General features: G+C 35.1%; 16 protein-coding genes and 2 pseudogenes. 11 read left to right on the forward strand and 7 right to left on the reverse strand.

The features are described 5' to 3' along the window. The first annotated feature begins 230 nt into the window (after nt 1-230). The 9 genes and pseudogenes from DCC35_RS11120 to DCC35_RS11160 all read left to right on the forward strand — a co-directional run bounded on the left by DCC35_RS11120 (nt 231) and on the right by DCC35_RS11160 (nt 7,720). Complete coding sequence (locus tag DCC35_RS11120; RefSeq protein WP_137090863.1) at nt 231-956, forward strand: pirin family protein; 726 nt, start codon at nt 231-233, stop codon at nt 954-956. Nucleotides 957-999: 43 nt separating this feature from the next. After that, complete coding sequence (locus DCC35_RS11125; protein WP_137090864.1) at nt 1,000-1,656, forward strand: Crp/Fnr family transcriptional regulator; 657 nt, start codon at nt 1,000-1,002, stop codon at nt 1,654-1,656. 102 nt (nt 1,657-1,758) lie between these two features. After that, nucleotides 1,759-2,079, forward strand: a complete 321-nt coding sequence (locus tag DCC35_RS11130; RefSeq protein ID WP_137090865.1) for a rhodanese-like domain-containing protein — start codon at nt 1,759-1,761, stop codon at nt 2,077-2,079. Nucleotides 2,080-2,096: 17 nt separating this feature from the next. Next, a complete protein-coding gene (locus DCC35_RS11135) occupies nt 2,097-3,518 on the forward strand; it encodes an MBL fold metallo-hydrolase (protein WP_137090866.1) in 1,422 nt (473 codons plus the stop codon). A 296-nt stretch (nt 3,519-3,814) separates the two neighbouring features. After that, nucleotides 3,815-4,129: an ArsR/SmtB family transcription factor gene (locus DCC35_RS11140; protein ID WP_137090867.1), complete on the forward strand. Its 315-nt coding sequence runs from the start codon at nt 3,815-3,817 to the stop codon at nt 4,127-4,129. A gap of 97 nt (nt 4,130-4,226) precedes the next feature. After that, complete coding sequence (locus tag DCC35_RS11145) at nt 4,227-4,643, forward strand: Fur family transcriptional regulator (RefSeq protein WP_137090868.1); 417 nt, start codon at nt 4,227-4,229, stop codon at nt 4,641-4,643. A 96-nt stretch (nt 4,644-4,739) separates the two neighbouring features. Beyond that, nucleotides 4,740-5,303, forward strand: a pseudogene (locus DCC35_RS22070) (carboxypeptidase-like regulatory domain-containing protein); the annotation flags it as partial. Then, complete coding sequence (locus DCC35_RS11155; protein ID WP_394347727.1) at nt 5,304-7,061, forward strand: TonB-dependent receptor domain-containing protein; 1,758 nt, start codon at nt 5,304-5,306, stop codon at nt 7,059-7,061. A gap of 77 nt (nt 7,062-7,138) precedes the next feature. Further along, complete coding sequence (locus DCC35_RS11160; protein ID WP_137090870.1) at nt 7,139-7,720, forward strand: hypothetical protein; 582 nt, start codon at nt 7,139-7,141, stop codon at nt 7,718-7,720. Nucleotides 7,721-7,737: 17 nt separating this feature from the next. On the opposite strand, the gene DCC35_RS11165 is transcribed toward DCC35_RS11160, so the two are convergent. Together DCC35_RS11165 and DCC35_RS11170 are read right to left on the reverse strand one after the other, a co-directional pair. Then, the gene (locus DCC35_RS11165) at nt 7,738-8,013 is read right to left on the reverse strand and encodes a hypothetical protein (RefSeq protein ID WP_137090871.1); all 276 of its coding nucleotides are present in this window, start codon (nt 8,011-8,013) and stop codon (nt 7,738-7,740) included. A gap of 99 nt (nt 8,014-8,112) precedes the next feature. Continuing rightward, nucleotides 8,113-9,216, reverse strand: coding sequence for a T9SS type A sorting domain-containing protein (locus DCC35_RS11170; protein ID WP_137090872.1), 1,104 nt, complete (start codon nt 9,214-9,216; stop codon nt 8,113-8,115). Between the two features lie 481 nt (nt 9,217-9,697). Between DCC35_RS11170 and mnmE the strand changes: the two genes are divergently transcribed. Further along, the gene (mnmE, locus tag DCC35_RS11175; protein WP_137090873.1) at nt 9,698-11,074 is read left to right on the forward strand and encodes a tRNA uridine-5-carboxymethylaminomethyl(34) synthesis GTPase MnmE; all 1,377 of its coding nucleotides are present in this window, start codon (nt 9,698-9,700) and stop codon (nt 11,072-11,074) included. Nucleotides 11,075-11,388: 314 nt separating this feature from the next. Then, nucleotides 11,389-13,566, forward strand: a complete 2,178-nt coding sequence (locus DCC35_RS11180) for a hypothetical protein (protein ID WP_137090874.1) — start codon at nt 11,389-11,391, stop codon at nt 13,564-13,566. Nucleotides 13,567-13,839: 273 nt separating this feature from the next. Here DCC35_RS11180 and DCC35_RS20665 read toward each other — a convergent pair whose 3' ends face one another. From DCC35_RS20665 to DCC35_RS11205, 5 genes and pseudogenes are all read right to left on the reverse strand, one after another. After that, nucleotides 13,840-14,001, reverse strand: a complete 162-nt coding sequence (locus DCC35_RS20665) for a hypothetical protein (protein WP_175402791.1) — start codon at nt 13,999-14,001, stop codon at nt 13,840-13,842. Between the two features lie 29 nt (nt 14,002-14,030). Further along, nucleotides 14,031-17,809, reverse strand: a pseudogene (locus DCC35_RS11190) (Tc toxin subunit A-related protein). Further along, on the reverse strand, nt 17,764-20,913 hold the full coding sequence (locus DCC35_RS11195; RefSeq protein ID WP_137090877.1) for a neuraminidase-like domain-containing protein: 3,150 nt from the start codon (nt 20,911-20,913) through the stop codon (nt 17,764-17,766). Before DCC35_RS11195 ends, DCC35_RS11190 begins: the two are co-directional and overlap by 46 nt. Before the next feature lie 224 nt (nt 20,914-21,137). Beyond that, the gene (locus DCC35_RS11200; protein WP_137090879.1) at nt 21,138-23,630 is read right to left on the reverse strand and encodes a Tc toxin subunit A; all 2,493 of its coding nucleotides are present in this window, start codon (nt 23,628-23,630) and stop codon (nt 21,138-21,140) included. A gap of 83 nt (nt 23,631-23,713) precedes the next feature. Continuing rightward, nucleotides 23,714-23,938 carry a carboxypeptidase-like regulatory domain-containing protein gene (locus tag DCC35_RS11205; RefSeq protein WP_137090880.1) on the reverse strand — a complete coding sequence of 75 codons (225 nt, stop codon included), beginning with the start codon at nt 23,936-23,938 and terminating at the stop codon, nt 23,714-23,716. Between the last annotated feature and the right edge of the window lie 30 nt (nt 23,939-23,968).

Consider the following 23,968-nt stretch of genomic DNA (forward strand, 5'->3'; position numbering starts at 1 on the left):
TTAAAAGCATAAGTGCTACATATAAAAAATAAGAAAGGGAGTTAATCCCTTTCTTTTTCAGTATATTAGTTTGGTTAATGAGAAAATAATTATACTTATCCAGAGTCATTCCTTAAGCTTAATGATATTATTTAGCTAAAGTCAATTGAGAATTAAAAATTTGTTAAGTTCAATTAATAAAATTGTGATTTATTTTAAAATTATGATCTTTGATCGCAAAATCGATGTGAATGGAGATCAGGGTAATTGAAAATAGATTAAGAAATAAGATCAGGCATGATTCTTTTACTGCCTGGCACGATTATTTACCATCTTTTAAGAATCAGGGTTCTTTAGCAATGGTCTATAAGGAACTCTTATGGCCCGGGGCAAAATATCAAACTAAACACAGCCACGAATTTACGATTGTTCAATGTAGTTTTTCCGGAAATAAATCCTTGCGAAATTCTTATTGGGAAGCCAATGTCAATTCGGTCAATTCAGTTATTCATAAGTTATACCCTGATAAGCCTATTGATAGTATGAATCTCGAAGATACCACGCCATATTTTGGTTATCAGTTTTGGTTTAACTCTATGAGTACCGATAAGGATACAGCCAATGTCTCTTTTGAAGCTGAAAATTTGAATCCGGGAGAATTAAAAAGAATATATGAGGCGAAAGACGAAAAGAATGAAAATTTTGTGTCTCTTAAATATGGCAGGTTGGATAAGGGAGAAAATTTTGAATACAAATCCAGGAATATTAAGAGTAAAATTTACATTCACGTGGTTTCGGGAGGATTCGAATTTTCCTCGAATGATGGCATTATAATGTTGAATAATGAAGATTCCGTCGAAATTTCAGATATAATTGATATAAACCTGAAGTTCATTAAAGATTCACAGATTTTATTATCGAAAATTACCACGTTTAAGATATCAATCTCAGATAACAATAATCAAATATTTTTGTGATAAAAATCACAAAGCAGCACTCACCTAAAAAGTAATTTTGGGTATGGTAGAAGATAGATTAATAAGACAATATTTACCTCAGTTTAATGATAATGATCTAATTGAGGAACTTTCAAACAATGCGAATTATGTTGAGCTGAAAGCCGGAGATATTTTGATCGAACCGGGCCAGTATATTAAAATGATCCCTATAATCCTTGACGGAGCTATTAAAGTAATGCGAACCGACGACCAGGGACATGAATTGTTTCTTTATTATCTGGAACCAAAGGAAACCTGTGCAGTGAGTTTGACATGTTGCAGAGCACAGCGCAGTAGTGAGATTAAGGCAGTGGCTGAAACAGATGTGAAAATGCTCACTGTCTCTTCCAGTTTACATGAGGAATTAGGAGATAAATACCGTCAATGGAAAGAGTACATCGCAGGGACATATCAGTCTCGGTTTGAAGAAGTATTAAAAGTTATTGATGATATTGCTTTTAAGCGAATGGACGAGAGATTATTAAATTATCTCCTGGTAAAAAGAAAGCAACTCCATTCTAATGAAATAGCCACCACTCACCAGGCAATAGCCAATGAACTCGGCACTTCCCGCGAAGTTGTTTCCAGGTTGCTTAAAACCCTGGAAAAGAAAAAATGGATAGAACTGACGAGGAATAAAATATTTATAAGAGACAATATTGAAGACTTAATAGTTTAAAGGAGCCCCGAAAGGGGTTTTTTTTATTATATGCTAAAGTGACAATTAGCACAGAAATAAGGAGTTAGCAGATTTACTTTTGTAAAAAATAATTATTGAAAAATGTTTAATCTGTTTAACACTAATACAAAATACAAAGATATTCCGGCACCTAAGTTTAGGGAGCTCATGGATAAAGAAAATACAGTTTTGATTGATGTCAGAACTAAAAGAGAGTTTGATAATGGAGCTATTCCAAATGCAATCAATTATGACTTGTTAAGTGGTGAGTTTTCCGAGAAAATCGCTGACCTCGACAAAGACAAAACATACTTAATCTATTGCAGAAGTGGAGCAAGAAGTGCTAACGCCTGCGATATGCTGGCTAAGCATGGCTTTGAAAAGCTTTATAATTTACAAGGTGGAATAATGTCATATAATTAAGAATAAAAATTAAAATCATGGAAAATAACAATCAATTAATCGAACAAATTTACACGGGGTGTCTGGCTCAGGGAGCATATTATATCGAATCAAATGGTGAAGCTGCAGTGATCGATCCACTTAGAGACGTGGATAGCTATATCGCTAAAGCTGAATCAAGAGGGGCAAAAATTAAGTATATTTTTGAAACACACTTCCATGCTGATTTCGTTTCCGGGCACATTGACCTGGCTAAGAAAACAGGTGCGCCTATAGTATTTGGGCCTAACGCAAAACCTACATTTGATGCTGTAATTGCTGAAGACGGACAGGTATTTAAGGTTGGAGATCTGGAAATCAAAGTTCTTCATACTCCTGGTCATACAATGGAATCATCATGTTTCTTATTGATTGATGATAATAAGCCTCAATCTGTATTTACAGGAGATACATTATTCATCGGTGATGTGGGCCGTCCTGATCTTGCGCAAAAAGCAGGTGAATTAACAATGGAGGATCTGGCAGGGTACCTGTACGACAGTCTAAGGAATAAGATTATGACACTTCCTGAAGACGTTATTGTTTATCCTGGTCACGGTGCCGGATCAGCATGTGGTAAAAACATGAGTAAGGAAACCGTAAGTACAATTGGCGAGCAATTAGAGTCTAATTATGCTCTAAGAAAAGATATGACAAAAGAAGAATTCATCAAAGAGGTGACAGAAGGATTGAAAACGCCTCCTGCCTACTTCCCAATGAATGTGAAGATGAATAAGGAAGGATATGATAATATTGATGAGGTAGTCAATCATGGTATGAAGGAATTAAATGCTGAAGAATTTGAAGCTGTAGCAAATGCGAGTGGAGCAATAATACTTGATACCCGTGATCCTCAGGAATTTGCGAAAGGCTTTATTCCAAATAGTATTAATATTGGTTTAGACGGACAGTTTGCTCCATGGGTAGGTGCACTTATTCCGATTGATCAGGAGCTATTGATCGTTGCTGAAGAAGGTCGCGAAGAAGAAACTGTAACCAGATTGGCACGAGTGGGTTATGACAAAGCACTCGGACATTTAAAAGGTGGTTTTAATACCTGGTTAAATTCAGGGAATGAAATCGATAAGGTAGAATCAATCACTGCATCAGATTTTGCAGATAGAATTAAAAACGACAAAGATGAGATTGTTGTTGATGTTAGAAGATCATCTGAATATCAGTCTGAGCATGTAATTGATGCATTGAACATCGAACTCGACTACATTAATGATCATATGGCTGAATTTCCAAAAGACAAGCATTTCTTTGTACACTGTAAAGGAGGTTATCGATCAATGATTGCAAGTTCGATTTTAAAGTCAAGAGGATACGATAATTTCACTGACGTAGATGGAGGTTTTGATGAAATAGCTAAACAAGACGTAGATAAGACTGATTATGTATGCCCAAGTACACTATAATCCTAAATTGATCAAATCGATTTTGGGAGGCTCCGTAAAGGAAGCCTCTCTTTTTTATATTTATTCTAAACCGTTCATGTAAAAGAATAAGTATTTTTAGTAATACTATTGAACTATTTAAGGAGTTATCAGGTGAATTTGGTAATATTGCAATATAGCTGTATGGTCACTATTGACAGTCATTGGTCCTGATTGGGAAAAGGACTAAGTTTTTAATTAAGCTTGTTAGTAGTGTTTAAAATTTTAAGTTTAATCAATCTTTCAAAACCAATTAAATACCAAGCATCTCTTATATTATGGGGGTAAGTAAATTAGATAGTTACACAAAATCGGAGTTAAAAATTGCCGATTTATCCAAAGCACTGGGCCATCCGGCCAGAATAGCAATCTTAAAGCATTTGCTAAAGGTTAAACAGTGTATAAATGGTGAATTAGTTAGTGAACTTAAGTTGGCTCAGGCTACTGTTTCCCAGCATTTAAGTGAATTAAAGAAAGCCGGGATAATCAATGCAAAAGTCAAGGGAACATCTATGATCTACTCCATTGATAAAAAGTCCTGGATAGGGATGGAAAATATTTTTAACGATTTCTTTTCAGAATATACCGGGTAACATTTTTTCTTAAATGCAATCTTGCAATTGTTGTAACAATGTTGCAATAAAGTGCCTTTCTATATTATCTTTGGGTTAGAAATAATTGATTCTACTTATGAACAGAGATGATATCAAATCTTTATTGCATAAAAATGATCTTCGGGCTACTCCTGTCAGATATGAAGTTTTAGAGGTTTTTTCTAAAAAGGAAGAAGCACTATCAAACAGGGATCTCGAAGACAGACTGCCGGATTTTGACAGGGTAACGCTATATCGGACTTTGCAATCATTTATCGATAAGAGCATTATACATAAAATACCGGGAGATTCCGGTAACGCGCTTTATGCATTTAGTTTTGATGAAAAAACGGTCTATAAAGAAGATAGTCATATTCATTTTCAATGTATCAATTGTGGTAAACTTGAATGTCTTCCGGGTTTTGAAATTCCCATTCCTGAACTTCCTTCAGGTTATTCAATGAGCGAAATTAATATGATTGTCAAAGGTAAGTGCGAAAAGTGCAATGCTTAAAAAATTGAGATCCTTAGTTTTTCTTATCTTAATATTTTCTTGTTTCACTCCTATTTCAGGACAGGACCAAAAATGTGATTTTTTGTAGAGGGAACGGTCTATGATCTGAATTCGGGAGAACCCCTACCCTATGCTACAGTAACAATTAAAGAAACTCAAAAAGGTACTGTAGCCAATGAAAAAGGAGAGTTTTTAATTAATAACCTATGTGAAGAAGAATTCGATCTGATTATTTCTCATGTCGGTTATAAAACGTTAATTCACCACCATGATGCTTATCACGAAACACCGGACATCTATTTAGCTGTTGAGTCAGAATATCTTGAAGGAGTTACTGTTGAAGGACAAAAAACTGTAGGAGCTTATCAAACACAAACCGTAGAATTTGTAGAGAAATCGGTAATTGATCAAACAGTCGGAACTACGCTGGGTAAATTATCAAGTTCGCTTCCGGGAGTTTCGATGATTTCAACAGGAAGCAATATCACCAAACCGATGATCCATGGATTACACGGAAATAGAATCCTGATATTAAATGATGGAGTGAGACATGCATTTCAAAATTGGGGTAAAGACCATGCTCCTGAAATAGATCTTAGTGCTGTGGATAATATAACCGTTGTTAAAGGAGCTTCCTCGGTAAGATATGGTTCCCAGGCGATGGGCGGAGTAATCTTAATCGAGAGCGATCAGCCAGAGCTTCATGAAAAATTAAAAGGAGAAGTTACCCTGAAAGGAGAAACCAATGGCAAAGGTTATGGTGGTGAATTTGAATTATCTTCCGGAGGACACCGGTTTGCAGCAAATATATCAGGTAATTATTATCGAAGAGGAGATTTAAAAGCGCCTGATTATAACCTTACCAATTCTGGAATGGAAGAAATTGGAGGGAAAGCGATGGTCAGGTATCATAAAGAAAGATTCAATGCCAATGGTATTATATCATATGTTAATCAAACATCAGGTATTTTAAGAGGATCTGTGGTAGGAAATCTCGAAGATCTGCAAAATGCAATGACCATCGAACCTCCGGAAGGAACAACTGATTTTAGTTATAATATCAATACTCCCCGACAGGAAGGAAATCATTTTTTGACCAAAATACAGGCATCGCAAAATTTTTCTGATAACCTGATTACCGGATTTTATTCATACCAGTTAAATAAAAGAAAAGAGTTTGATATTCGTAGAGGAACTAATAATAACATTCCTTCTATTGATCTGGAATTAAATACTCACCAGCTGGAAGTGAATTTACTTCATGAAAAGTTTATTGGGCTCGAAGGGAATGTCGGAATGCAATGGATCTATCAGGATAATAATAATATAGAAGGTACGAATACAACCCCTTTTGTACCTAATTATCAGAATACTTCCTTTGGAGTTTATCTAACGGAATCTAAATCTTTTGAGAATAATTCAATGTTTGAATTTGGACTCAGATACGATTATTCATTTCTTTCAGTTTTAGGTAGGGATGTAAATCAGAATATTTTCTCCGGAGAAATTGAGCTGAATAATTTTTCGTTAAATGTCGGATATCAAAAAGATATCAAAGACTTTAGTGTTAAATTCAATGCCGGAACTGCCTGGAGACCTCCAAACGTGGCAGAGCTTTATTCTTTTGGAAAGCATCAAACTTCAGTTATTACCTATGGATTATTGAGATACACGCTTGATGAAAATTTCTTTCCTGTTACAGATAGGGTGCTTGATCCATCAGATAAAAATATCGGAGCTGAAAAGGCTTATACATTCAATACCTCTCTAAAATACGCAATAAAAAACTGGAAAATCGATCTGAATTTATTTGCTAATTACATTACAGATTATATTTATGAAAAACCGGCAGGCATAACCGAAACAGTGCGGGGAGCTTTTCCTATTTATATTTATTCCCGAACAGATGCTATTATTCCGGGCATTAACGGTAGAGCTAATGTCGATTTTGGTAATACCGGGAATGCTACCATACGAATGGATTATACTTATGGACGAAACTTAGATGATGGTAGTTCTTTTATTGATATTCCGCCTTTTAAATTGAACTTTTCTTATAATAGAGAGATAGAAGATGTTTGGATCTTCAATAAAATTACACCTTCTGTGGGCCTAGAACATGTTTTCAGGCAAAACAATGCACCCCGAACGATTACTCCCCAAGAGTTTATAGATGCTGAAAATAATAACTCAGACATATTTAATGGTGATTTTACCATCTTTGATTTTAAAGATTCTCCAAAAGCTTACACGCTATTGAATTTTGACGTTTTAGCAACCATAAAATCGCAATTCTTTTTCCGTTTTTCCGTTGAAAACATATTGAATGCCGGTTACAGGATCTATACAGATCGAATCAGGTATTATGCTGACCAGCCGGGGATAAATTTCAAGGCATCAGTTAATTACAAATTTTAAAAATAAACAGGCAACCATTTGCAACTTTGTTGCAAATGTTATAATGTTGCATTAACAACAATTAATAATTATAATCAATGGAAAAATTCAAGATTCTAGCACTTGCACTTTTAGTGACTTTAGCATTTCAATCATGTTCAGAGGACGAACCACCGGCTCCGGAAAATGAAGAAGAAGTTATTGATCAGGTAACCCTGACATTTACTCCTGATGGTGGAGGAGATGTTGTAACGGTTGTTGCTTCAGACCCGGATGGTGAAGGTTCAGCTCCTTTTGAAACTCCTGACATTACTTTAGCAGCTTCAACTAATTACACACTTGGTGTTGGTTTTTTCAATACCGCAACAAATGAAAGCATTACAGAAGAAGTTTCTGCTGAGGGTGCGGAGCACATGATTTTTTACGGATGGACAGAAGGATTATTTTCAGATCCTACAGGCAATGGAAACATTGACGTGAGAGACGATGATGTTAATTATCTGGATTACGATAGTAATAGTCTTCCAATAGGATTATCTACTACATGGACAACAGGAACTGCGACAACTGGTGATTTCAGATTAGTTCTTAAACATCAGCCAGATTTAAAGACAGCTATTTCAACAGTAGAAACCGGTGAGTCAGATGTAGATCTTACTTTCAATCTGATTGTGGAATAAAATATTAAGGTTAAAGATTAAAGGCCTGCTGATTCTTCAGCAGGCTTTTTTTTAATTCTTGATATTGAGTTGGATACTTTCTTCTTGGATTTTTTAACCGGAGTAGTCCCTTTATTAATCAGGTTAATAAAAAGAAAAACGACAGCGCCCAGGCTACAAAAGAAAAAAATGAAATTAGGGTTTCCTGTAATTTCGTAATAAGTAATTCCCGGGATAAGTAAAATAGCAGCTCCTGCTAAAGCAGATAGAAAGAGAGATAAATAAAATTGATTTCGTTGCTTTTTACTTGCCATGATAATTTCAAACCTATTTCGAAATTATAAAATTTAATTAACATTCACATAACATAAAGCATAAATCATTTTTACCAATCTGTTTTATCGTATTGATAATCAAAATGATCTTCCCGATTTAAAGATTTTTACCGATTCAGTAGAATTTTTATTTTTTATTTGAACAACATAAACACCATTTCTCCAGGATTTCGTATTCAATAATACATTTTTTACCCGTTGAGTTTTATTTTTCCGGGTCTTTAGTTTTTTCATACTTTGATCATAAATCGAAATTGAGCTTTTAGGAGGTACCTCAAGCGTTAGCATATCATTAAATGGTACCGGATATGCAAGGCTCTCAGTATTTACTATATTGATATACACAGCAATAATATCATGGATTTCAAAACGACCATCCAGATCTACTTGCTTTAATCTATAGTAATATCTATCGGCTTGGCTATTAAATTGTTTATCCTGATATACATAATGGTTTACACCGTTTTCAATTCTTTCTTTCTCTGATACCCATTCAATATCGATCCAGGTTTCTGCATTTGTGGATCTTTGGATCATAAATCCATCATGGTTTTTTTCATCAATGGTGGTCCAATTCAATTCTATGTAATTCTCATAAATATCACTGACAAATAAACCGTCAAACGATAATAATTCAACAGGTAGAAGTTGCATTTGGGCCCTGACCCAATGGTATAGATGAGGATCATTCATTTCACATTCTGTTGCTGAGCCTTGATTACCTACATTACTATTGCTATAGCCATATACATAAGATATTCCAGTTGCTCCTTCAAGAGTATTATCAATTCCATCGAAGTTACCGGTAATAACAATTTTTCCTTTATTACTTAATTTTGAGTTTGCTGCAAGGCCATTACCGTTTATTATAATAACTCCTTCATTTAACATATAACTATCAAGGAAATTAACACTTCCCTGAATTACTAATGTATCATTTTTATGAATGTACATAGAGGTATTAGTAATGTCTAAATCTGTATTTAAAGTAATTTTGCCTCTAATGTTAACACTGTCGTCTTCCAGGAAGGTTATTTCATTTTCTATGTATCCAGGAACATCGCCATTATCCCATGAATCAGGGTCGTGCCAATATCCAAATGAATTGGTTTTAGAATCCTGAGAAAAGACGAAATTAAAGCTTAAGAAAAGTATTGTAAAAAATTGTATAGATCGAAGCATATATTGAATATTTAGTTTGAAAAATGTATTAATAATTTAACCCAATACTTCTGGTGTGACAATACATGACAAAATGGACCTGGTAAGAAATAGATCTGATTTTATGGGGGTAGATTTTAATTCTGCGAAGAATAAGTATTATTAATATATGAAGTGCTTTTTTTGATAAGCCACCTGTATTATAAAAAAATTACGTATTTCTACTTATTGCTCACGTAAGAAAAATGAGAATTTAGAAAATAATTAACATTTGTTAGGGGTAAGCAGATTTAATTATTATTATAAATATTATATTATACACTTGTTGACCTTGCAAGTACTTATACTATTGGTTTTATATATTAGGAATACTACATGTATAATTTTATTTAGATTTTTGAACCTTATTTCAATAACCACATCATCAAAACCGTAAATACTAAAATTTTATCTCTCTCCTACATTTTTCATATCTTTGCAGCTTAAATATTGCATTAGACTTATGTCAAAATATTCAACTGCAGAAGAGACTATTGTTGCACTGGCGACTGCACCAGGTGTAGGTGCGATTGCTGTAATCAGGCTTTCCGGAAAAGAAGCTTTTTCTATTGCTTCAAAAATGTTTAAAGGAAAGGATCCGCAGAAACAAGAATCTCATACCTTGCATTTTGGTACTATCAGAGAGGGAGAAAGAATTATCGATGAAGTAGTTCTGGGATTATTTAAAGGGCCTAAATCTTTTACAAAGGAAGATGTTGTTGAAATTTCATGCCATGGATCGCAATATATAGTTAAGGAAATTATCCAGCTGTCATTAAAACTTGGCGCCAGGTTAGCAAAACCCGGTGAATTCACCATGCGGGCGTTTATGAATGGTCAGTTCGATCTTGCACAAGCTGAAGCAGTTGCAGATCTGATAAATGCTGATTCTGAAGCTGCTCACAGTGCTGCTTTATCTCAAATGAGAGGTGGTTTTAGTCAGGAGATCGGTAGCCTGAGAACAGAACTGATTAATTTTGCTTCGCTCATCGAACTTGAGCTCGATTTTTCTGAAGAAGATGTGGAATTTGCTCAGCGTGATGAATTGAGAACTCTTGTAGAGCGATTATATAAAGTAATTGGTAAACTCCTGAAGAGTTTTGATTACGGTAATGTGATTAAAAAAGGTATTCCTACAGTAATCGCCGGTAAGCCAAATGCGGGTAAGTCTACCCTACTCAATGCATTATTAAATGAAGAAAAAGCAATCGTATCAGACATTCCCGGAACTACGCGAGACTTTATTGAGGATGAAATGGTGATTGATGGAGTAAGCTTTCGTTTTATTGATACTGCAGGGATTAGGGAAACAATTGACAAGATAGAAGCCATGGGTGTGGCCAAAACTCATGAAAAGATAGGACAGGCATCACTGATTCTTTATTTGTTTGATCTGAGTACTGACTCAATTAACGAAGTATTACAGGAAGTAAACAGGCTGGAGAATCTCGGTAAACCATTTATCGCAGTTGGAAATAAGATCGATATTGCTCCACAGGATAAAGTGGACGCCTTGAGAAAGAACGATCATTTTGTTTTTATCTCAGCCGGAGAACTGGAAAATATCGATGACCTGAAAGAAAAGATATCTGAAAAAGTTCATTTGGAAAACTTCAAAACCGGTGATACAATGGTGACCAATGCCCGTCACTATGAAGCCTTGCTCAGAACCCAGTCAGCCCTCCAGGATGTACTCAGAGGCCTTAACAACCAGGTTACTAATGACTTCCTGGCTATGGACATTCGCCAGGCACTTCACCACCTTGGAGAGATAACAGGTGAAATCACAACAGATGATTTACTGGGGAATATCTTTTCGAAGTTCTGTATCGGAAAGTAATCTACTTTTAATTTAAACTATAACAATAAGTACAAGGGACTTTTATTATGGATTCTTGAGTTTTATCCGTGCCAAATACGGTTTCTTAGTTCAAATCAAGGTGTAACTATTAATTATAAAATTAATTTTCATCAAAGATTATTTATACCCTTTTATGGGTATTGATTTTGATTGACTGTTTTATTAGCTTAGAACAAATTTTTATTCCCACCAGCTATTTTTAAAGAAAGACTTTTTTAACAATCAGTAAGATTGACTTTTTGCAAGTTTATTTATCTGGTAAATATATCAGAGTTATTTTTTAAAAATTAATTATGATACCTACATCATTACAAAACCAACCTAAAAAGTTTTTACTTCTGTTATTTTTCTTTTTGGCCATAAATATTAATGGACAAGAGATACTTATGTTCAAAAATATCCCAATTGAATTAATTGGAGATGGAGTTAGTGGATATGTTGATTTTAGAGCACGGGCAGGTTGCATGGGAGAACCCAGAATCCAAATGGCTGTTGATAGAATTGTCATTGATGGTGTGACTGTTAATGGAAAATACTACACTTCTGTTGATGGGTTTGACTTTCCTATTACAGTTCCAAACAAAGGGAATTTATATTTAAAAGGGTCAATCCCTTTTTATGGTACTAGTTATTCAATTAGACCTGGTAGTATTAGTGGTGGGTTGAATGGTTTTTTAGATTGGGTGGTAATTGAAGATGGAGAATATCCACATCAGATAAAATGTGATGAATGGAAAAAGTTAGTGAAAGAGAATTTAAGAGTCTCTTATGTTAGTCTATATCTTAGAGTCTACAAAGAAGATAATATTGGCGACGGGATTTTTAGAAAAATTAAAAGTCGGATTGAGAAATTAGAAAAGGAGGATGACTTACTCCACAAGTTGGAAAGAGATTTTAGTACAGCAGAAGATATTTCAGACTATCGATCTGTAATTTCTGCTATTAATAATAGATCATGGACTGAAAAAAACCGAGCAAATGCAACTTCTTTACAGGACAGAGCTAATAGTTATTTAGAAAAATTAGAGGAAGAAAAAAAAGAAGAGCAAGCAGAAATAGAAAGACAGGAAAAGATACTTAACGAGTATTCTTCTAAACTGGCATCAGCAAATGAGGAATATGAATACGATAATATTATTTACGGAATAAATTCAGAGGATTGGAATGAAAAGACTGAGTTGCGAGCTAAAAATATTAAGGAAAAAGCTAGTTTAAAATTAAAAGAATTACAAGAATCTGAAAAAGAAGAAAATGAGGAAAAATCTTCTGGTTCATCTGGTTCCTCATCATCTTCAGATGAAAAAGAAACTGAAGATGAACAAAATGATGAGGAAGAAGAATCGGATGAAGTGAAATCCGAATCAACTTATTCAAAAACATCATGTGAGTATTTGGAAGAAGCCCGGGAAAAGTTAAGAACTGTTCAATACCGGGGACAGGAAGATATTTGGAGAAAAGAAATAGCTCGACTAGAGCCACTATGTGACAGAGAAAGAAGTCGGGCAACTTCTGGTACAATTTATCCGGGAACTGACTCCTATGGTCAATCTTCTGAAAGTAAACAAGAGAGATATAATAATTACCAAAGAAGGGTTCAGGCACAAAATGATCGAAATTTACAAACTGCTTCTGCAATGGGCGCAAGTAGTATGGGGGTTTTATATTTATTCGGAAGTATGATTTACCAGGGCATGGGTAATATAAAACCCAAGAATATGTATACCGGAGCTAATATTTACAACGGCATAGAATTAGGGTATACAGCGACAGGAACACCTTTCTTATTTGATAGCCATCGAAGTACAATGGATTATAGTACTGGTAATTATGTAGACAAATATGCGACAAAAGCAGATTATGCTATTAACATAAATCTAAGGTTTCGGTATAAATTAGGTTTTGAAACAGATTTCATCGCAGCTTACGGTCTTGTCGGAGGTGAGGCAGGCTTCTCCCCTCTTTTTGAAACATTTAACTATAATTATTTATATGGAGGCAGAGGTCTAGTTGGATTAAAGGTTTTAAGAGGGTTTGTAGAATATACATTAGGATCTAAAACTATTACTGCCAATGGTTGGCTCAATTCAGAGGAATTGGGTAAAGGAAAAACGAATTTTGAATATGAAGAATATAAATATGGTGTGATGTTTAGCTGGTATGGTGGTAAAAATAAGCCAGCCAGAAATCATATAGCGATAGGATTGATAGAACAACGATATACAGAATTAGGAGAAGATGTTGTAGTTAGGAATTTATCAGAAACTGACGATACCCAAAGACAGTTTTTTGATGATTCCTATCTGGGATACTTATTTGAATGGAAACATGATCATCATGGAATGTTAACCCTTGAAGTATTTCCTAAGTATCCATATTCAGGGGTAAAAACTTCCTCTTATGATAGTGGTCATGATTTTGATAGTGAATTTTATATCAATTTTGGATATGTACGAACTTTTGACTGGTGGTAATATAAATATCAGTATTTTTATGAACAGTGTTTAGAAGTTTTAAGAAAGGAGTTGGCCGAAGTTACCTATTAATAGGCCAACTCTTTTTATAAAAGCAATTTTTTAAATATTAGAGTATGGCGTTTTATCAAAAAACGCGATTTGATATAAGCTCCGATTCCCTCAAGTATATAAGTTTAAAAGATTAGGTGATTATAAATCAGTGTAATAACTACTAAAGTTAATCTATGCGAAATTTTATATTCTCTCTGATGTCAATTTATAAAATTCGACTTAATCCTCCCACTCGTAACCAATAACTATATACATATCTTCCAATTCATTAATTTCCAGATTATTTCCGGTTGGTGATTCAATTTTTAAATTCCATACGATATCTGTAGAAAAGTCAAGTTCAATTATGTCTCCAGTAGTATCTCTTGTAGCAAAATGCATATTTCCATATGTATTTACTGGTGTTAAGGTTAATTCGTTAGCTCCTGCTGGTGGTGGTTCAGGTAAAGGGGGCTGAAGGAAATATCATAATCGCCACCTTCAGAACATCGGGCAAGGATGGTTATCTCGTTGATTTTGAGTGTATGCATTTTATCCCTGAATGGAAATAGGTTTCGCGTAATCATTAATTCGAGAATATTTCCATTTTCCGGATTATCAGGATTTATCAATTTGTGCCATTCTGAAGGGAATTCATTTTTAACGTTCAATAATTTCATACTCGGTACCTGGTCATCACTACCAAAATATTCCCTGAGGTTTTCTATTGCGCCTTCTTTTAGCGGCCCTCCTGCTTCTCTCGCTGTATACTGTACATGAATAATCGCATCAGCAATAGTTTTGTAATCAAATTGTCGTAGTGCTTTACCGAATTCAGCATCATTTGGATCATTAAATAAATCGATTGTCCAGTCACTAAATACCCCGGCACCTTCGAACGGCAAATACCTTTCGTCTCGAAAATTTAATTCAAAAATACCACTGTCGTTTTGGGCATTACTCGTTGCAATAGCTTTGATAGGGATGTTGTTTTGTACAAACCTTCTGTCATTTACTAATACTCCATCTTCGTTATTATGTGTATAGCCATCAGCAAGTCCTGTTTCTATACGAATTCTATTGTTCAGTAACCTTAAAGAACAAGAAATAGTAGTATATGGCCCTGCAACACAAGGCAGGGATATACTTACTGATTTAATCCTCCTAAAGTAATGTCCCGGGTAATCCAGATCAAAAATTTCTTCAGGAAGCTTAAAGAAACATTTACCAGTCTCCCGTAGCTTGATCAGTGCTAATGGATCGAGTATAGCTAATGAAATATGCTTTGTTAGCTCTAACTCCCGCTTATTTTGTTCCTGATAGGCATTTTCCAGACGTCTAAGATCATACTGTAATTTATCTCCAGAGAGCAGGCCCTTTTTGAGACTATCCCAGTAACCAAATTTTATGAAATCAGATTCCTGAATACCAAGTTCAAACCGGTAACACCTTTCGGCTTTTTTGCCAGGTCATAGGCTAGTTGATAGGACTTAAAATATACCTGCGAAATTTGACCTGTCATCCATTGGTAGAGTTCTTTATTTGTATACTTAGACTTCATAAAGTCATCAACCTCTTTAGAATTTTCTATCTGTAGTTCCTGGTTGGCCAACTCTTTTTTCGCAATGTCTATTCTAATTTCAGCTGCTCTAATCTGCTCTTCAATTTGTACTAATTCCTGTTCGGCTAATTCCTTTTGGAACTCCCATTCTTCACTCCTTCTCTGATAACTTGCAATGGTGTTCGACATAGCTGCCGTTTTATCTAAAATATTAGCCACATTATATAATCCATTGGCTCCCCGACTAATAGATTCTCCCATTTTATTTCCCGTAGGTGGTTCTGCTGCAAAATGCGGACTACCTCCAAAACCGGAAGCCCCCATTTTAAAATCAGGAATCAAAAACATTACTCCAGCCAGAATATCAGATATAGTACCAGTTGTATGTAAAGCAATTGAGGTGGCATTTAAAACTGAAGCCACTATTTCACCTGCGTTCATAAACTCCCTGGAGTCGTAATAGTCTATTTTGATTTTCGTCAACTCCAAACTTTCCTTTAAGCCATCTAAATTTTTTATGGTTTCCTCAATCTGTAGCTCCCTTACTGATTTGATTGCCTCCATAAGTTTTATTTCATGGCTTTGTCTAAGCAAAGCCATTTCTTCTGCATCTTTTTTCTCTAAAGCTGAAAGCAGGGAATTTCCCAGGGATTTTACATCATTACATACTTCATTTGCCTTTAAAAGAACCGAGTCAAATCGATAATAAGGTAAAGGAGCATTGAGATCGGCTAAAGCACTACTTATACCCATACCTCCAGCTACAGCTTTTACCAATGCACCTGGATCTATTTCAGGCTCAAAAAGTGACAACTGCCTAACTACACCTTCTATGTTCATGCAGTGTCTGATTTTATAGAGTCTGTCCGCAACTGTGTCCCAATAACTTAATAATATTTCATTTTGAGGAATGCAAAAATATAATGTAGGGATGGGCGCTACAGTACCACCTGTAGTACTATCTCCAGGCATTGGTGGAATGTAGTTTTCAATTTGAATCAAAGCATTGCTGAAATCGTCAAAATCATCCTCTAGTTCATTAAATGTTTCTATTGGTGGAATCACTTGCGGTGGAATGTTTTGTGGTTTTGGGCCCAAAAGTTCTGCTGCAAGTATATAAAGTTGAGTCGCTTCATTTATAGATTCCATTGAATCTTGTCTGAACAGATGGTCTCCCCACGCTATTAGGTTGTCCAGATATTTCATAAACACAGTTTTCTGATATGCTACATTTCTGTATTGAGCAATACGGTGTGGCTCAAATGGATTGTATTGCCAATCTAAAACTTGTGCTTCAAGATCTTCTTTTAAATTACTGGAGAAATTTTCTGTGGTAGTGTCTCCAGCGATCATACGTAATATCGTATCAATTCTTTGTTTATTGTAATCCTCGTTAGTGGTGAGAAAAAACGGCTTGGTTATCCAGTATTTTTGTGGAGATTCAGCAGTAGAACCATCTGCAAAAGCCCCTTCTACCCCTATTGGATTAAAAATATAGTGATACCAATCCATTGCTTCCTCAAAACGTTGGTTTTTACTTAAACTATTGGCAATCATTAACGGGGTATGATAAAATAATTCCCAATTGTAAGGTGAATAGCTTCCATCAGGAGAAAAATCAACTATTTCTTTCGGATATTTTTCTCCGATATTAAAATCAAAAACCCTATTTGTCGGATCATACATTTTCTCGAAGCTGAAACCACTATCTTTCAATTGTGTGTTTCTATTCATTAGAGCAGGAATACCTTGCGTAGGGTTGTAAACCAGTTTAATAAAATCACAAATAAATGGATGGTAAAAATTCTTGAAATGATATTTTCTCAGGTTGTGTAGGGCTCCTGAAATAGCACCAAAATAGAATTTGAATATAGCCATGTAAAACCTGACAATCAGATCTTTTAGTTCATCTATTGTTATACTAGTATAGGGTTCTTCATCCAACAGGTCTGCAAAAAAATTGGCCAATGTAACCCGTTCGCTATCAGAAAGACCAGTGAAATCTAAATTGTCTATAGCCGTTCTTATATTTTCTTCTAAATTGCGTAGGTAGTCTTTGAAAACAGCTTTTATTTCAGGATAATAATATGGGTTGGTTGTTGAATTATCCTCTGATTCTTCTCTCTCATCTCCCCTGTTTATTCCAAAGTCAATCAATGGGAAAGCCATAAAAGTCTTTTTTCGATCTGCAAAAAAGAATGGCAACCATGACCCACTTCTGGAGTATGATGGGATATCCAAGAAATTTCCCATTATCACTTCCATATCCAACATTAACCTATCGAAATATGAGGTTTGCCATGCAAAGTATGATTTGTGAAAAGTAGGGGTTTTAAGTAGAAGGAATAGATACTGAACTAAACTGAACAATGAATTTTCCTCCAATTGAAAATCACTTTCTGGGTTGGTTACATTTCCAGGTTCTTTTTCAATATAATTTAGATCACTAAGAATTTTAGGGAATGGCCAGGTAGCCTGTTCAGAAGTGCCATTTAATCTTGGGTCAGATTTAACAGGAAGGCCTTCACAACCAAACAATTCAAATGTATCATATGTCTTTGTCCAGGATTGCCCTTCTATTTCAGGATATGTAAACTTAACACCTAACTTACCATTGAGCTCTTGTTTATCAATGACATAAAATTCCATTTTGGCGGAATCAAAATTTCCTGTATATGGATTTGTTTCATAGTAATCATTGGATATTTTTTTGGAGACCACTTCCCATTCCTTAATTCAGTGGTAGCCAATCTAATTTGAGTCTTCTTATAGGTTTTTGCCAGTTGAAAATCACTTTCGTTTTCTTCAGGAACAGGAACACTGCTATTATTACCATCATCGGGTTCTTCCCTGAATTCAGGCCAGTATAAAAATAATCTTTTATTGACTACTAATGGGACTAAATGATCACCAACTATTTCAACTTCAATTTTCTCCCATGGTGTCCAGCGTCTATAGTCATATTGTCGGTAATAATAGATATGAGGATCTGCATTAGCTGTACGGCCAAAAACATGAACTATTGTTTGATCAGCATCATCTTCATGATAAAATGCTGCAATGTCCAGGCGGGCAACCTCATTCACCTTATCTAAATAATTCAGATAGGCCTTTTCAACATTCAATTGATTAATTTCATTTTGTAATAATTCGTTTTCAAGATCTTGGAAAAAAGAAGATTTGTCAGGTCTTAATTCGGGTTCAATCCAGTTTTCAGGATAAAGAAAAACTTTTCGGTTAGCCTCCCAAACACGATATTTTCTCATCCATTTCCACCATTTCCAGGCACTATCTCCATCATCCCCATCAGACTTTACAGGCGCCTCTGGCTCTAGCCCCATGAAGCATCTCTGCACAAAAAGTTGGATGGAGCCTGAACCTTGCACCAGTCTGGAGGTCAACATACAAGAACTCATCTCTATATCTAAAAGATAATAAGCGTATAAATCATTCGTGTTTTCCCATTTCCCAGAAGGAGCATCGGCAGGCTGTGGTTGTATTAATAGGTAAGCTGCCAGTGCATCCCTTTTTTTTGTTCTTAGTACATCTTGTATCTCGGTGCTGATAGTTAGCCAGGTCTCTGCGCCGTATTTTGATCGTAATAATTGCTTTAATAAAAGAGACTCAGACTCCCCCATACTAGGGTTTGTGAAAGAAATGGCAGTCAAAGTACCGGCATTTAACTCCTCCAGCATTTTAAAGGAGTCGTATAAGCGTTGCCAATTTTCAGCTAATAAATAATCGGTATGGTAGGTTAAATCAACGTTGTTTATCCAATCTTCAGCATCCGTTGCACTCCACTCCGTTAGTAGTTCCAGCTCAGTAACGAAGTCTGTAATGGTCGCATAATCACCATTATTTAGTTTTTCAATAACACTGAGTATGCTAATTTCGTCAACATTGAATTGGGCATTTAGATTTAGCAATTTCTCTGTTCTAATAAATTTGTCTGTATCACTGATAGTTCCTGAACTATCTATTGGAAGAGATGAAAAATCCAGGGTTTGAGTAGGTGAGTTATATTTATAAAGCCAATCGAAGGTATCGAAACTTAACTCCCATTTATTCACAAATAGACTAACCCGGTGCAACCAGTAATAGGTATCAAAGGTTTCTTTAAATCCTGAATAGTCTACCACACCCAGTGATGCAGCAAATGTATCTTTGAAATGCTCAAATATGGTTTCTGTACCAATGATATTAAAATCATTGATTAATTTCTTTGTTAGGTTTTGATCTATTGCCAAGTGATCGCTCAATTGTACAATAGTTATACTCTCAGTTTCCTTTTGCATGAGATAATCCAATAACTTATTAATGGCTAAGTCCAGATGGATTTCATAAAAATCAGAAATGGTGAAGTCTATTTCTGTGGGTGCTATCCACAATTCATTTGACTCAAAAGTACCTGTTATTGGTTGTACGTAAAGATTATTTACGGCATCAATATAATCAGCATCTGCTGAAAGTGAGTCAAGATCTTCTTTCTCAACCTTAGACATTATACCCCTGAATTCAAGTTGCTGCTCTGATACATTGTAAGTAATTTTATTAGCTAATTCCTGAGGTAATTGAGAATTAAAATCTATTGATTGAGGTAGATTGACCAAGTCAGTAGTAAATTCAGGAACATAAAATTTTATGGCCAATCTTGGCTGTTGGTATAATTCTTCTATGGCTTCCTGGTATGTTGTTAAGTCTTTAACAGCTGCTAAAGCCCCATCAGTCAAGAGCGTGTTTTTCTCATCGTCTGTCATTAATCCGGTAAAGCGTATAATTTTAGTTGTATCGTTATACTGGATTTTTATCAGATCTGAAATTGAATTGGGAAATTCAAACCCTCCCGGTAGACCTTGAACCGCAGTTTCTGTTGTAGCCGTATTTTCAAGGATATTAAGTATGTAGTTGATATCACTATCCTCTTTGTTTAATCGTTGCAACAGTGAGGTCAGCAGTTCTATTAGGTTATCAGTATCAGTTGGAGGGCTATGTTGTAGAAACTCATATTGGTTAGGATCAAATTCTGATATTTTCTCTTGTAAGCTGTTCCTAAGAGAAAGTAAGAAACCAGCTGCTGTTGCTTCCATTGGAGCAACTTTTGCAGATAGGTCGGCAGTCATTAAATAGTTTAGGTCATCAATTTTATATTCAGATGATTGGATATCTTTAATGGTATCTACCAAATCACTTGCGGCTTTTGGATCAGAAAATATTTCTATATCGCTATTATGAATTTTTAAAAAAGTGCTCCAGTCTTCTGCTTTTATTTTTAAAGAAGATGCAAGAAAATTATGCCTGTATAAGAAGGATAAATTGGTTAAAATCAAATCACCATCCACTCCATTCTCGATGTACAAAGTTCCATCAGAAGGTTTGCTAAGTTGTAAATAGATGTCGAGATCAGCTTCTTTCAGTTTTAAGGCTGCCTGGATAACTGATTTGTGCCCTGCTATTTTTTCGGTGTTAGAGGCTGCATCAACTTTTTGTACTTCAAATGCTTCATCTAGCGGATTGATAAGTTTTTTATTCAGAAATAATTGTTGGTACAGAGCATCATCGCGTTTGCTGTGGAGCTCTGTAAAACGGGTGGTGGTATTTAAATTTCCAAATAAACTGCAGACTTGCTCAATGCTTACTTTTTTTCCTAATTTATGTTTTAATTCCATCAGGTACATCAGGTTAATTAGGAATGATTCATTTAAGGATCCATTTCCGATGTTATCCTGTCGAATTACCATATCAACTTCCCACATTTCCCATTCAAGTTTTCTCCATAACCTGATAAATCGATTGATCCGATCTAATGCATCTGCATCAAGAGCTGATATTTCCTTTTGTTCAGTATCACAAGTAGGATCTAGATGTGTTATTTGAATGTTGCCATCAGGATTGATGAATTCAAGATCAATTAATGATAGAAGTTCGTTATATTCTAGTTTTGTGACTCTAAGAAAGGTTTTAACATTTTTAATATTATTCAGCAGGGTTGCATTATCATTTTCTCCCCAAAATTCAAATTGTGTTGACGGTGATGCCTGAAGGATAATTTCTTTTCATCAGGAACAGAAATACCAAAATAAACGGAAGCTACTTCTCCTTCTGAGGCATTGTTTGGTGCGGTGGTTCCTTTGAAAAGCTGCATTAATTTCCATCGACTGATATTTAGCTTTTTAAAGGATGCTTTAACTTCTTCTCCATACAAATCAAAAGGTAGTGAAAAAGGAAATTTTGATGAGCTTAATTTCTGATAAGCGAAAGGATTGACGTACTGCGGGTAAGCTCGAAGTTCATCAGCTTTAGCTTTGGTGTTTCGCAATATCTCTGCAAAATAGTTTGCTCCCCCTTTTTTCTTTAATAAGTAGGTGAAGGTGTCAGAGTGGATTACCCAATTGTCAGATGTATTAACCCTGGCTAGATGAGTGTTCTCCCCTATACTTAGATTTTGAGCTTGAAGTGCAGCAACCACATTTGACTTGGCTAGTTCTAAATCAGAATCATCTATGGTGGTAAATCCAGGTAGTTCCTTATCATTGTCACCATCTGCAACTACAGCTTCCAGCACTTCATTTACCACATCGATGTATGGAAGGGTTACATTAGCGTTTGCACAATTTAATTCAAGATATCCAAGGTCAGGTCGACGATTAAATAGTGTCTCTTTTGCAGATATTCCTTTGGGCTTTCGGTCTTTCAAAAACATTAAAAGGTCGGCAAAATATGCTGCGGGACTATACACTGAACGGCAATGTTTACATTCACAAACATCTCCTCCTTTGAATAGGTTTTCCCAGTTGGGAAAGTCAGAAATCGCTTCATTTCCTGCTTCTAATGCGGCAACGGCACCTGCATTTTGAGTAGCTTTTAATTCCGCTACTATGGTAGTTGAAGCTATTTTTGTTGCTTCTGCTTTTCGCCAGGTAACTATTGCTTTTGCTTTGGTAAACCCAGGCTTCTTCTCATATTTTCTAACAAATTCTGATTCTCCCATGCTATATATACTATGGGCCGAATGCAGATTGTCATTCATGAGTGTGTTTGTTGATTCAAAATCAGGCGTTAACTTAAAAACCCGCTGTAAAGCTTTGAATTCCAGTCTCAGATTTTCATTATTCTTTAGCTCATTGTTTTCTTTGGCGAATTCGTCAATTGGAGTGGTTAAAAACTCAAATTCAGAATTTGAATCAATGACTTTTTTTACTTCTCTTGGATTATTTAATCCAGATGTATTTTTTGATTTTATCGCTCTATCAAGTTCTCCGGAAAATGCTGTAGTTGGAAAAGCTGCACTAAATTGTTCATATAATGTTACTCCATATATCTCAGAAAGTGATTTCTCCTGATTTTTAGGGATGATATTATCTTTTGGCAATAACATTGGATTAGCCTTAGGTGTCTTTTTAACAAGGTCTATCCAGTCTTTTTTGCTCCTCTTAGCTACAAGCCGTATGTTTTTTGGTTCCCTAACATCAAATTTTTGTTTTATGGCCTTTACAATTTCAAAATCGGCGTTGGTATACCGGTTAAGGTCATATGTTGTTTGTAAATCATTTATTTCTGAAACTTTAAATTTTTCCTTTTTGAGCTCTTCAATTAATTCGCGGGAAAATGACTTGTGTTTACTATAAGCCTTTGCAAATTTCAGTTGTTTGTTTTTATTCTTAATGCCAACTTCTTCTAATGCTTTTTTTGTAAAAGTATCTTTTGAGGTAACTTCAAATACACTGGCATATTCTTCAAATAGTATAATCCATCTTTCTATAAACTCTTCTCCTACAGGTTCAATTTTATTATTGGCAAAGGCAATATTTAATGATTTGCGGATACCAGGTTCATCTAATTTTTTCAGGCTTTGGGTAATTATATCTCGTTGCTCCTTTAAGTCTTTAAATTGAGAATTTCGATAGAATGATGTACCTAAAACTACATACCAGAATGAGGCATCTATATTGCTGTCTGCTTGAAAGTAATGAGCCTGGACAAAATGTAAAACCTGTTCCTGTGAATATCCGGTTTCAGCACTCAAGAATGATATATCCTGATGCTTCTCAGATTCATCTAATTCTGTAATTTTTACATCTGAGAGCAATGGGGATATTGATAATTTTATTACATCGAATTCTGATAAAAGTTCAACTTCATCTGTTTTAAGGTTAAAATCAATTTTAGCTATATTTGGTGCGTTAAATAAGATGTCAGAGACTCCAGCAAGCCTATTTTTAGGATCGTATATTCTTAAGAAAATATCCGCAGATCCACGTTCAGCCCTAAGTATGGATTTAGAATTATATTTAATGATATATTTTCCATTTCTGTCAGTAATACCTTCTCCTAATAGCTGTTCGGACCGTAAATCTTTATCATATGCATTTATAATAAATTGTTTGGCAGCCTGTCTATTTTGAAGTTGAATGGTGCCGGATACGACTAATTCCTTTTCTTCTACTGGATCAAGAGAATATTCAACTACCATATTTATAGTAGTTTTTTGTGAAGAATCTTTATGTTCCTTTGATTTACCAAGTAGTTTTCCTTCAGGTGAAAAAACCCTAATGATTATGTTGGGACCTTTTTTCTGTCCCTTGTTCGAAAGTCAGACTCTCTAAAGGTAATTATGTATTTACCTTTTTCATCTGTATAAACATGACCTCCAATCAATTTTTCAGAAGTTTGAGGATCCAGATCTGTCGCTCTTATTAAGACACCCTTAACTGGTTTTTTATTTTGGTTGAGGATTGTTCCTTGAATAGTATATTGTTTTTGATTTCTAGTTTTGGTCATGATGATAAATGGTTTTACGTTGCTTTAAAG

It is taken from the genome of Mangrovivirga cuniculi, from assembly GCF_005166025.1.
GTDB classification, from domain to species: Bacteria; Bacteroidota; Bacteroidia; order Cytophagales; family Cyclobacteriaceae; genus Mangrovivirga; species Mangrovivirga cuniculi.

Excerpts from the sequence above, each read along its gene's own strand:
- DCC35_RS20665 (WP_175402791.1), bottom strand. The coding sequence starts at position 14,001 with ATGCATTTTGCTACAAGAGATACTACTGGAGACATAATTGAACTTGAC.
- DCC35_RS11170 (WP_137090872.1), bottom strand. The coding sequence starts at position 9,216 with ATGCTTCGATCTATACAATTTTTTACAATACTTTTCTTAAGCTTTAAT.
- DCC35_RS11195 (WP_137090877.1), bottom strand. The coding sequence starts at position 20,913 with ATGTGGGAAGTTGATATGGTAATTCGACAGGATAACATCGGAAATGGA.
- DCC35_RS11160 (WP_137090870.1), top strand. The coding sequence starts at position 7,139 with ATGGAAAAATTCAAGATTCTAGCACTTGCACTTTTAGTGACTTTAGCA.
- DCC35_RS11125 (WP_137090864.1), top strand. The coding sequence starts at position 1,000 with ATGGTAGAAGATAGATTAATAAGACAATATTTACCTCAGTTTAATGAT.
- DCC35_RS11145 (WP_137090868.1), top strand. The coding sequence starts at position 4,227 with ATGAACAGAGATGATATCAAATCTTTATTGCATAAAAATGATCTTCGG.
- DCC35_RS11140 (WP_137090867.1), top strand. The coding sequence starts at position 3,815 with ATGGGGGTAAGTAAATTAGATAGTTACACAAAATCGGAGTTAAAAATT.
- DCC35_RS11165 (WP_137090871.1), bottom strand. The coding sequence starts at position 8,013 with ATGGCAAGTAAAAAGCAACGAAATCAATTTTATTTATCTCTCTTTCTA.
- DCC35_RS11200 (WP_137090879.1), bottom strand. The coding sequence starts at position 23,630 with ATGGTAGTTGAATATTCTCTTGATCCAGTAGAAGAAAAGGAATTAGTC.
- DCC35_RS11130 (WP_137090865.1), top strand. The coding sequence starts at position 1,759 with ATGTTTAATCTGTTTAACACTAATACAAAATACAAAGATATTCCGGCA.
- DCC35_RS11205 (WP_137090880.1), bottom strand. The coding sequence starts at position 23,938 with ATGACCAAAACTAGAAATCAAAAACAATATACTATTCAAGGAACAATC.
- mnmE (WP_137090873.1), top strand. The coding sequence starts at position 9,698 with ATGTCAAAATATTCAACTGCAGAAGAGACTATTGTTGCACTGGCGACT.
- DCC35_RS11135 (WP_137090866.1), top strand. The coding sequence starts at position 2,097 with ATGGAAAATAACAATCAATTAATCGAACAAATTTACACGGGGTGTCTG.
- DCC35_RS11155 (WP_394347727.1), top strand. The coding sequence starts at position 5,304 with ATGGGCGGAGTAATCTTAATCGAGAGCGATCAGCCAGAGCTTCATGAA.
- DCC35_RS11180 (WP_137090874.1), top strand. The coding sequence starts at position 11,389 with ATGATACCTACATCATTACAAAACCAACCTAAAAAGTTTTTACTTCTG.
- DCC35_RS11120 (WP_137090863.1), top strand. The coding sequence starts at position 231 with ATGGAGATCAGGGTAATTGAAAATAGATTAAGAAATAAGATCAGGCAT.